Below are 9,865 nucleotides of genomic sequence, written 5' to 3' on the forward strand. Positions count from 1 at the left end.
GTCGCCCTCTACACGGACGCCGATCGCGACGCGACCTTCGTCCGTGAAGCGGACATCGCCTACTCGCTCGGCCCGGCCTCGGCTCGGCCCTACCTCGACCACGCCGTCCTGGAGCGGGCGCTCGTGGAGACCGGAGCCGACGCCGCGTGGGTCGGCTGGGGTTTCGTCGCCGAGGACCCGGCGTTCGCGGAGCTGTGCGAGCGGATCGGGGTCGCCTTCGTCGGGCCGAGCGCGGACGCGATGCGCAAGCTCGGTGACAAGATCGGCGCGAAGCTGATCGCCGAGGAGGTCGGCGTCCCGGTCGCGCCGTGGAGCCGCGGCGAGGTCGCGACCCTGGAGGACGCGCTGCGGGCCGGCCGCGAGATCGGCTACCCGCTGATGCTCAAGGCGACCGCGGGCGGCGGCGGGCGCGGCATCCGGATGGTCGCCTCGGACGAGGACCTGACCGACGCCTACCTGCGCACCAGCCAGGAGGCGCTGCGCGCCTTCGGCTCCGGCGTGGTCTTCCTGGAGCGCCTGGTCACCGGCGCCCGACACGTCGAGGTCCAGGTCATCGCCGACGGGCAGGGCACCGCGTGGGCGCTGGGCGTACGCGACTGCTCGGTGCAGCGACGCAACCAGAAGATCATCGAGGAGTCCGCGTCCCCGGTCCTGGCACCGGAGCAGACGGCGGAACTGAAGGCGTCCGCCGAGCGGCTCGCCCTGGCCGTGGGCTACCGCGGCGCGTGCACCGTGGAGTTCCTGTACCACCCCGGCGAGCGGCTGTTCGCCTTCCTGGAGGTCAACACCCGGCTCCAGGTCGAGCACCCGATCACCGAGATCACCACCGGCACCGACCTGGTCCGGCTGCAATTGCACGTGGCGAACGGCGGGAAGCTGGAAGGCCTCCAGCCCGCCGAGGCCGGCCACGCCGTCGAGGCCCGGCTCAACGCCGAGGATCCCGACCGCGACTTCGCCCCTTCGCCCGGCCGCATCGCGCGCCTTGTGCTGCCCGCCGGCCCCGGCATCCGTGTCGACACCGGCGTCGGTGAGGGCGACACGATCCCGGCCGACTTCGACTCGATGATCGCGAAGATCATCGCCTACGGCCGCGACCGCAACGAGGCCCTGGGCCGGCTGCGCCGCGCGATGGCCGAGACCACGGTGATCATCGAGGGCGGCACCACCAACAAGAGCTTCGTGATAGACCTGCTCGACCAGCCCGAGGTGATCGACGCGAGCGCCGACACCGGCTGGATCGACCGGGTCCGCGCCGACGGCCGCCTGGTCAACCACCGGCACTCGGGGATCGCCCTGGCCGCCGCCGCGATCGAGGCGTACCAGGACGGGGAGGAGATCAGCCGTCGCCGGCTGCTGTCCACCGCGCGGGGCGGACGCCCGCAGGCCCAGCACGAGAGCGGCCGCCCGCTGGATCTCAAGCTCCGCGGCGTCGGCTACCGGGTGAGCGTCGCCCGCGTCGGCCGGCAGCGCTTCCGTGTCGGCCTCACCGGCGGCGGTGACATGCACGCGGCGGACATCGAGGTCGAGCGGTTCGACGCGCACAGCGGCCGGCTCACCGTCAACGGGCACCGCTTCCGGCTGGTGACGGCCACTCACGGCCCGATCCACCTGGTCGAGGTCGACGGCGTCACCCACCGGGTCAGCCGCGACGAGGGCGGCGTGGTCCGCTCCCCCGCGCCCGCGTTGGTGGTCGCGACGCCGTTGTCGGTCGGCGACGAGGTCGCCTCGGGCGCGCCGATCCTGGTGCTGGAGAGCATGAAGATGGAGACGGTGCTGCGCGCGCCGTTCCGGGCCCGGGTGCGCGAATGCCCCGTGTCGGTGGGCAGCCAGGTGGAGACCGGTGCGCCGGTGATGCGCCTGGAGCCCCTCGCCGACGAGGGCGCCGCCGAGGACGTCGCCGAGGAGACCGGCGGCGAGCGGGTCGAGATCGACCTGCCCGCCGAGTCGGCGGTCGTGTCCGCGGCCGAGCAGGTCGGTCGCGGCCTGCGGGACCTGCGCGGCCTGCTCCTCGGTTTCGACGTCGACTCGCAGGACCACAAGCGCGTGCTGTCCGGATATCTGGCCGCACGCGCCGAGCTCGACGGCCGGCCGTTGCCGGGCGAGGTGGACCTGCTGGGGGTGTTCGCCGACCTGTCGGAGCTGAGCCGCAACAAGCCGGGCGGTGAGTCGGAGGTCGAGCCGGGCAGCCCGGTACACAGCCCGCGCGAGTACTTCCACAGCTACCTGCGCAGCCTGGACGTCGAACGCGCCGGGATCACCGAGGGGTTCCAGGCGAAGCTGAAGCGGGTGCTCGGGCACTACGGCATCACCGACCTGGATCGCACGCCGGAGCTGGAGGCCGCGGTCTTTCGGATCTTCCTGGCGCAACAGCGCACGACGACCGATGTCGCGATCGTCTCGGAGCTGCTCCAGCAGTGGTTGGCGGGAGCGCCGCCGCTGGAGTCGCACCTGGAGCGCGCCGGGCTCACCCTCGAACACCTCATCGAAGCCACCCAGGTGCGTTTCCCCGCCGTGTCGGACCTGGCCCGCGCCGTGGTGTTCCGCTGGTTCGCCCAGCCGCTGCTGCGCCGCAACCGCGCCAAGGTCTACGCCGCGGTGCGTGGTGACCTGCGCTACCTCGACAACAATCCGGACGCGCCGGACCGGGCCCGGCGGATCCAGGCCATGGTGGCCGCCGCGGAACCGTTGGTCCGCCTGATCGGGCGGCCCGGCCGAGACCACGCTCCCCTGCTGGAGGTACTGACCCGCCGCTACTACGGCAACCGCGGGCTGTCCGCGGTGACCGCGCGCGAGCAGGCGGGCTGCCGGTTCGTCAGCGCCGAACACACCGGGCCGGCCCGCGTGACGCGCGTGGTCGCCACCACCGTCGACATCGCCGCGCTGCCCGACGCCATCGACGCGGTCGCCGCGTTCGCCGCCGACGTCGGCGAACGCGGGCTGGTCGCCGACCTGTACGTCATGTGGGAGGACCAGCCCGACACCGAGGCGATCGCGGCGCGGCTGGGACGGCTGCTCGCCGAACACCCGCTGCCCGTCGGTGTCCGCCGGATCACCACCACCGTCGTCGGCCCCGGTGGCGCGGTGATGCACCACCACTTCACCTTCCGGCCGGACGGCGCGGGTTGGGCCGAGGACCGGCTGATCCGCGGCCTGCACCCGCAGATCGCGCAGCGGCTCCAATTGCAGCGGCTGCGCGAGTTCGACCTCACCCGGCTGCCCTCGGCCGACGAGGAGATCTACCTGTTCAAGGCGGTCGCGAAGAGCAATCCGGCCGACGAGCGGCTCTTCGCGTTGGGCCAGGTCCGCGACCTGACGCCGCTGCGCGAGGCCGACGGCCGACTGGTAGCGCTGCCCGCGGTGGAGGACGCGATCAACGCGGGCCTGGACGCGATCCGCAACATCCAGGCGCGGCGCCCACAGAACAAGCGGTTCGACACCAACCGCATCATGATGTACGTCTGGCCGCCGACCGAACTGACCGCAGACGAGCTCGACACGCTCGTCCGACGCATCCTGCCGACCACGGCGGGCGCCGGGCTGGAGGAGGTCCAGTTCCTGACCCGGCAGCGCACCGACGAGGGCGAACTGACCGAGGTCGCCGTACGGATCACCCTCGACCCGGGCCACGGCGCGCGCACACACGTGGGCGAGCCGTCGACGGAACCGGTGCAGCCGCTGGACGACTACCGCCAGAAGGTGCTGCGCGCGGCCCGACGCGGCAACGTCTACCCGTACGAACTGACCGGCCTGCTCGCCGGGTTCGACGGCAGCTTCGTCGAGCACGACCTCGACGCGCACGGCTTGCTCGTGCCGGTCGACCGGCCGCGCGGGAAGAACTCGGCGGCGATCGTCGCGGGTGTCGTCACGACGCCGACCGAACGCCACCCCGAAGGCGTCACCCGCGTGGTGCTGCTCGGTGACCCGACGAAGGCGCTGGGCGCGGTGTCGGAGCCGGAGTGCTCGCGAGTGATCGCCGCGCTCGACCTGGCCGAGCGGATGCGGGTCCCGCTGGAGTGGTTCGCGCTGTCGGCGGGCGCGCGGATCTCGATGTCCTCGGGCACCGAGAACATGGACTGGGTCGCGGCCGCGCTCAAGCGCATCATCACGTTCACCCAGGCCGGCGGCGAGATCAACATCGTGGTCGCGGGGATCAACGTGGGCGCCCAGCCGTACTGGAACGCCGAGGCGACGATGCTGATGCACACCAAGGGCATCCTGGTGATGACGCCGGACTCGGCGATGGTGCTCACCGGCAAGCAGTCGCTGGACTTCTCCGGTGGTGTGTCGGCAGAGGACAATTTCGGCATCGGCGGCTACGACCGTGTGATGGGCCCGAACGGTCAGGCACAGTACTGGGCGCCGGACCTGCCGGCCGCTCGTGACGTGCTGATGGCGCACTACGACCACACCTACGTCGTGCCGGGCGAGTCGGCACCGCGGGTGGCGGTGACCACCGACCCGCTCGACCGCGACGTCTCCGCGTTCGCGCACACGGTCGCCGGCAGCGACTTCGCCACCGTCGGTCAGATCTTCTCGGCGGAGCACAACCCGGACCGCAAGAAGCCGTTCGACATTCGCACGGTGATGCGCGCGCTGTCCGACCAGGACCACCCGGTGCTGGAGCGCTGGGCGGACATGGCCGACGCGGACACCTCGGCGGTGCAGGATGTGCACATCGGCGGGCGGCCGGTCTGCCTGATCGGGATCGAGTCGCGGCCGGTGCCGCGGCGCGGCTTCCCGCCCACCGACGGGCCCGACACGTACACCGCGGGCACGCTGTTTCCGCGGTCGTCGAAGAAGACCGCGCGGGCGATCAACTCGGCGTCCGGCAATCGGCCGGTGGTCGTGCTGGCGAACCTGTCCGGGTTCGACGGCTCACCGGAGTCGATGCGCAAGCTCCAACTGGAGTACGGCGCCGAAATCGGCCGGGCGATCGTCAACTTCGAGGGCCCGATCGTGTTCTGCGTGATCTCGCGCTATCACGGCGGCGCGTTCGTGGTGTTCTCCAAGGCCCTGAACCCGAGCATGACCGTGTTGGCGTTGGAGGGCTCGTTCGCCTCGGTGCTCGGCGGCGCCCCGGCGGCGGCCGTGGTCTTCTCCGGAGACGTGAACAACCGCACCGCGACCGACCTGCGGGTGACCGACCTCCAGGGCCAGGTCACGATGGCCGGCGGCGCCGAGCGGGCGGCGCTGAGCGCCCGGCTCCCGGAGCTGCGGTCCGCCGTCCGGGCGGAGAAACTCGGCGAGGTCGCCGCGGAGTTCGATGGGGTGCACAGCATTCGGCGCGCGGTCGAGGTCGGTTCGGTGGACGCCATCATCAGTGCGGCCGAGCTTCGGCCGCGGATCGTCGAGGCGATCGAGGCGGGTATGAAGGCCGTCGGGCACGGCCCGAAGGGCTGACGCCGCACGGGGATTGATCGGGTGGCGGACTTGGGGCGAACGAGCCTCCACGGGCACCGCCGGGGTCGGCGCATCGGAACGCGCCGGCCCCGGCGGTGATCCACGTCCGGCCGTCGGGAGTGCGGGCGACGCGGACCGTGTCGAGTCGGTGGCGGCGGTCGAGCCGGTGGCGGCGGTGGCGGCGGTGGCGGCGGGCTGATCGGTCGAAGTGTCCGGCATGGCACGGATCCTGGCAGGCGCCGGGGACACGGGCTGCGGGATCGCGGGCTGCGCGGCTGGGGGGCTTACGGGCCGCCTGGCCGCCGCTCCGGCGTCGTGCGGCCCGGGCCGCAGACGGCTGCGGCGATGTGGACGAAGGAGCGGATCAGCGGGTCGATGTCGCCGCTGTTCCAGGCCAGGACGAGATCGCTGGACGGCATGTCGGTCAACGGCACGGCCACGAGGCCCTCGGGGAGGGCGTGGCCGAGCGGTGCCAGGCCCACCGTGCCGTCCCACAGGACGGACTGCAGGCATTCGTGCGCGGTGCGGATGACGGGGCCGTCGCGACGGGGCGCGCCGGTCGGCCCACCGGCCCAAAAGGCCTGCCACCGAAGATCGGTGCCCTCGGGCAGCCGAAACCATCGCCGCTCGGCGAGGGCGTCCGGTCGCAGGCTCTCGTGGTCGGCGAGCGGGTCGTCGGCGCGCAGGATCACGCCGACCGGATCGCGGCGCAGGACCCGGACGGTGATGCCGGTGTCGTCGAAAGGCGCCCTGGTCAGGGCCACGTCCACGAGTCCGGCCCGCAGCCCGGCGGTCGGATCGGTCAGGTCGGCCTCGCGGATGCGGACCCGGGTGTGCGGATGGCGTTGCCGGTAGGCGGCGGCCAGGCGGGTGCCGACCTGCTCGGCGCTGTCGGCGAGGGTGCCGACGGTGAGTACGGCGGTGCCGGCCACCGCCGCCACGCGAGTACGGACGTGTTCGGCCTGGGCCAGCAGGGTGCGTGCCTCGTCGTGGAGCGCGGTCCCGGCGGCGGTGAGCACGACACCGCTGGGTGAGCGGTGCAGCAGCATGCAGCCGAGGTCGGTCTCCAGCTTGCGGATGGCCCGGCTCAGCGGTGGCTGGGTCATGTGCAGTCGTGCGGCGGCCCGGCCGAAGTGGAGTTCCTCGGCGACCGCCACGAAATAGCCCAGCGTTCGTAGGTCCATCACCGGCAACGATACCCGCGCGGTATCGGCACGTGGGAACAGGTGTTGGACGCCGCCGGCGCTCCCGCGATGCACTGGCACCACACGACCCGAGACGGCCCGACACCGCCCGCCGCGGCGGGCCTGCCTGTCACTGCGCGCGGTGCCGGGCCGCCCTGGTGCGATCGACCGCGAACCCGAGGAGCCACGATGGCCGAAGCCGAACACGTCATGCCGGACCCCGACGTCCATGTCACGAACGCGTGGGAGCCGGCCCGTGACCTGGTGGTCGTCCCGAACCGGGGGGTGCAGCTCGTGCCGAACATCGGGATCGTCGGCGGCCGGCACTCCGTTCTGGTCGTGGATACGGGCCTGGGCCCCGACAACGCGGCCGAGGTGCTGGCCTTCGCGACCGAATATGCCAAGGGCCGTCGGCTGTACCTGACCACGACGCACTTTCACCCCGAGCACGCGTTCGGGGCCGAGGTCTTCGCCGGCGAGGCGACGTTTTTGGTCAACCGTGCCCAGGCCGAGGACCTGAGGGTGAAGGGTCCCGGGTATCTCGCCATGTTCAAGGGCCTCGGCGAGCCGATCGCACGCCGCCTGGAGGGAGTCGTCCTCGCCGAGCCCGACGTCGTCTACGACCGGGAGTACGACCTGGACCTGGGTGGCCGGGTGGTCGAGTTGCGGGCCACGGGCCGCGCCCACAGCAGGGGTGACCAGGTGGTCCGGGTGCCGGACGCCGACGTCCTGTTCACGGGCGACCTCGTGGAGGCCGGTCAATTCGCCATCTTCCCGTGGTTCCCGCCGCACGACACCGACGTCTCGGGCACCCGCTGGCTGGCCGTGATGCAGCGGCTGGCGGACCGGGGAGCCGAGGTCGTGGTGCCCGGTCACGGCGAGGTGGGTGGCCCGCAGTTGCTCGCGGACGTCCGGGACTACCTGCGGTTGCTGCGCGACGAGACGTGGATCCGCCGCGACAGCGCCGTCGGCGACGCGACGATCGTCGACGAGATCTCGGCACTGATGATCGAGCGGCACCCGGAGTGGGTCGGCCGGGAGTGGATAGAGAAGGGCGTCCATTGCCTGTGCTCGGAACACCCCGCCGCGTAGGCTCCCGCGCGGTGAACTCCGTTCTCCGTGACGGTGGCCGGACGGCGGCGTCAGGCCGCGATCGGGGCCGGCTGGGCGAGTTGCGTGGTCAGGTGGGCGATGCGGGTCGAGGCGAGGCCGTCACCGTAGGGGCTGGGGGTGGCCGCGAGACGGGCCAGGCGCCGGGGTGTGTCGGCCAGCCAGGACCGCGCCGTCTCGCCCAGTTCGGGGCCGGGCCGCACGAGGGCGGCGAAGCCGGTGTCCACGGCCTCCGGCCGTTCGGTGGAGCGTCGCACCACCAGCAGCGGGCGGCCGAGGACCGTGCATTCCTCCTGGATGCCGCCCGAGTCGGAGACCAGAAGGGCCGCGTGTCGGGCCAGGGCGAGGAACTCGCCGTAGCCCGTGGGCCCGACCGTCGTGATCCGTCGCAACAGCGCGGTCAGGTCGAAGCGCTCGACGGCGGCCCGCGTGCGCGGGTGCATCGGGAACAGTACGGGGGTGCCGGCCCGGGCGATCTCGTCCAGTTCGGCCAGGACGGCGCGCAGGGCCTCGGCGGTGTCGGTGTTCTCGGGGCGGTGCACGGTGGCCAGCACGTACGTGTCGGGCCGCAGGCCGTACGTCGCGAGCAGCGCGGTACGGGCCGGTCGGTCGGGGATCCGGCCGCGCACGACCTCGACGACGGTGTTGCCGGTGACGGCGATGCGCCGCTCGTCCACCGATTCGGCGCGCAGGTTGGCCGCGTTGGCGGGGGTCGCGGCGCACAGCAGGTCGGCGACGTGGTCGACCATGACCCGGTTGTGTTCCTCGGGCATGGCGCGGTCGAAGCTGCGCAGCCCGGCCTCGACGTGCACCAGCGGGATGTCCAGGGCGTTGGCGGCCAGGGCGCCGGCCAGGGTGGCGTTGGTATCGCCCTGGACGACCACGGCCGCGGGCCGCCGGCGGGTGAAGGCGGCGTCCAGTTGGTCCAGCGAGTGGGCGATCTGGCCGGCGCGGGGCCGGCCGCCGATCCCGGTGAGCAGTTCGGGGTGGGGCAGGTCCAGGTCGCGCAGGAAGCGTCCGGACATCGCCTCGTCCCAGTGCTGGCCGGTGTGCAACAGCCGTGCGGCTGGGCCGAGTTCGTGGATGAGCGGGGCGAGCTTGACCAACTCGGGGCGGGTGCCCAGGACCACGGCGACACTGGCGCGGGGCAGGCGGGGGACGTTCATGTTCGGTTCTCCGTGCGGTGGTTCGGGTCGGTCAGGCTTCGAGGGCGGTGGGCATGCCCACGAGTTCGACCTCGGCGTTGCGCCGGGTCTTGGCCCAGCCGTTGCGGCCGAGCGCGAGCCGCAGCGCCGCCCGGGTGGCGACCACGAACAGGTGGTACGTGTACAGCCAGAGCAGGACGCCCCAGAGCAGTCCGGTGAGCCGACTGCGGTCGGGATGGACGAGCCCCCGGTAGGCGAGCCCCCAGGCCACCATCGGCGTCGCGGCGAGGACGAAGGCGCCCGCCATCAGCGGGCCGAAGTGGAATTGGAAGTCGGCCGTCTCGTCGGGGAAGACGATCGCCCCGACCACCGTGATCGCGATCGACAGGGGCGTGAGCACGACCAACAGGACGCAGACCAGCGGCTGGGTGAAGGTGTACATCACCTCCGCCTTGCCTGCCGGGCGGTAGTGCGCGGACGTGAGGATCCGCCGGGTGTAGCGCAGGCACTGCATGTTGCCCTGGGCCCACCGGGTGCGCTGGGCCAGGAAGCGCCGGGACGAGATCAGTGCCTCCTGGGATACCTGCGCCTCGGTGACGTGCGTCAGACGCCAGCCGGCCAGGCGCAGTTCGAGTCCGGATTCGTAGTCCTCCAGGAGGGCGCGCTCGGGCCAGGGCCGGTCGTGCTCGCCCGCGAGCGAGTCGAGGGCGCTCAGCCGGACGAACTGGCCGTTGCCGCCCAGGCCCACGCTTCCGGTACGGCGGCGCAGGAGTTGCATGCCGGTGTTGTTGGCCCGGAACTCGATGTCCTGCATCCGGATCAGGACGCGGGCGCGCGCGTTGGCGAGTCGGCCGCGGTCGGGCAACGGCCGCCGGTCCTCGGCGTTGCGCATGCGGACCCCGATCTGCACGGCGCCGGTGTCGGGGCGGCCCATCGCCTGGTCGGCGCACACCGACGCGAGGGCGCCGGGGTCGAGCCGGCCGTCGGCGTCGATCACGCCGAGGACGACTCGGGCGCGGTCGGTGT

The 9,865-nt window shown here is 72.6% G+C and carries 5 protein-coding genes; 2 read left to right on the top strand and 3 right to left on the bottom strand.

Features of this window, described 5'->3' with window-relative positions; genetic code table 11:
- On the top strand, positions 1-5,400 hold a 5,400-nt coding region (locus GT354_RS09340), incomplete at its 5' end, for a carboxyl transferase domain-containing protein (protein ID WP_161355803.1).
- Between the two features lie 284 nt (positions 5,401-5,684).
- Here GT354_RS09340 and GT354_RS09345 read toward each other — a convergent pair.
- Positions 5,685-6,584 carry a LysR family transcriptional regulator gene (locus tag GT354_RS09345; RefSeq protein WP_161355804.1) on the bottom strand — a complete coding sequence of 300 codons (900 nt, stop codon included), beginning with the start codon at positions 6,582-6,584 and terminating at the stop codon, positions 5,685-5,687.
- Between the two features lie 189 nt (positions 6,585-6,773).
- Here GT354_RS09345 and GT354_RS09350 point away from each other — a divergent pair, with 189 nt between their 5' ends.
- Complete coding sequence (locus tag GT354_RS09350; protein ID WP_202511683.1) at positions 6,774-7,676, top strand: MBL fold metallo-hydrolase; 903 nt, start codon at positions 6,774-6,776, stop codon at positions 7,674-7,676.
- A 50-nt stretch (positions 7,677-7,726) separates the two neighbouring features.
- Here the strand turns inward: GT354_RS09350 and wecB are convergent, their stop codons facing one another.
- Entirely contained in the window at positions 7,727-8,860 is a 1,134-nt protein-coding gene (wecB, locus tag GT354_RS09355) for a UDP-N-acetylglucosamine 2-epimerase (non-hydrolyzing) (protein WP_161355805.1), read from the bottom strand.
- Positions 8,861-8,891: 31 nt separating this feature from the next.
- On the bottom strand, positions 8,892-9,865 hold a 974-nt coding region (locus GT354_RS09360; protein WP_161355806.1), incomplete at its 5' end, for a glycosyltransferase family 2 protein.

It is taken from the genome of Streptomyces sp. SID3343 (assembly GCF_009865215.1).
GTDB lineage: Bacteria > Actinomycetota > Actinomycetes > Streptomycetales > Streptomycetaceae > Embleya.